Annotated in this window: 1 protein-coding gene; it reads left to right on the plus strand. The window is 66.1% G+C overall.

Going from position 1 to position 245, the window contains the following annotated elements; all coding sequences use genetic code 11:
* Positions 1-31: 31 nt before the first annotated feature.
* A partial coding sequence (locus tag SB773_RS33965) for a hypothetical protein (protein WP_410594891.1) occupies positions 32-245 on the plus strand: 214 nt, incomplete at its 3' end.

A 245-nucleotide genomic window follows, 5' to 3' on the forward strand; every position in this document is an offset into this window, starting at 1 on the left:
TGGCGGTACGACCCGTCGCGAGTGGCAGGAAATGCACAACCAGATGCACGGCCATTTCATGGGCCATGACCCTGATCGTCTCCGCTACGGCGCTGTCCTCGGTGACGGCCAGAAACTGATCGCCGATTGGTCGGCCGGAATGTTCGACTCCCCACCGGAGCGGCACACCCTCACGCAGACCGGCGGAGGCGGTGGAGGCGGCGAAGACAGCTACCGGTTCGACGACGCCCTGTGGCTGTGGCCGC

Origin of the sequence: Bacillus sp. SIMBA_074 (genome assembly GCF_046534555.1) — a bacterium.
Lineage (GTDB): Bacteria > Bacillota > Bacilli > Bacillales > Bacillaceae_G > Bacillus_A > Bacillus_A mycoides.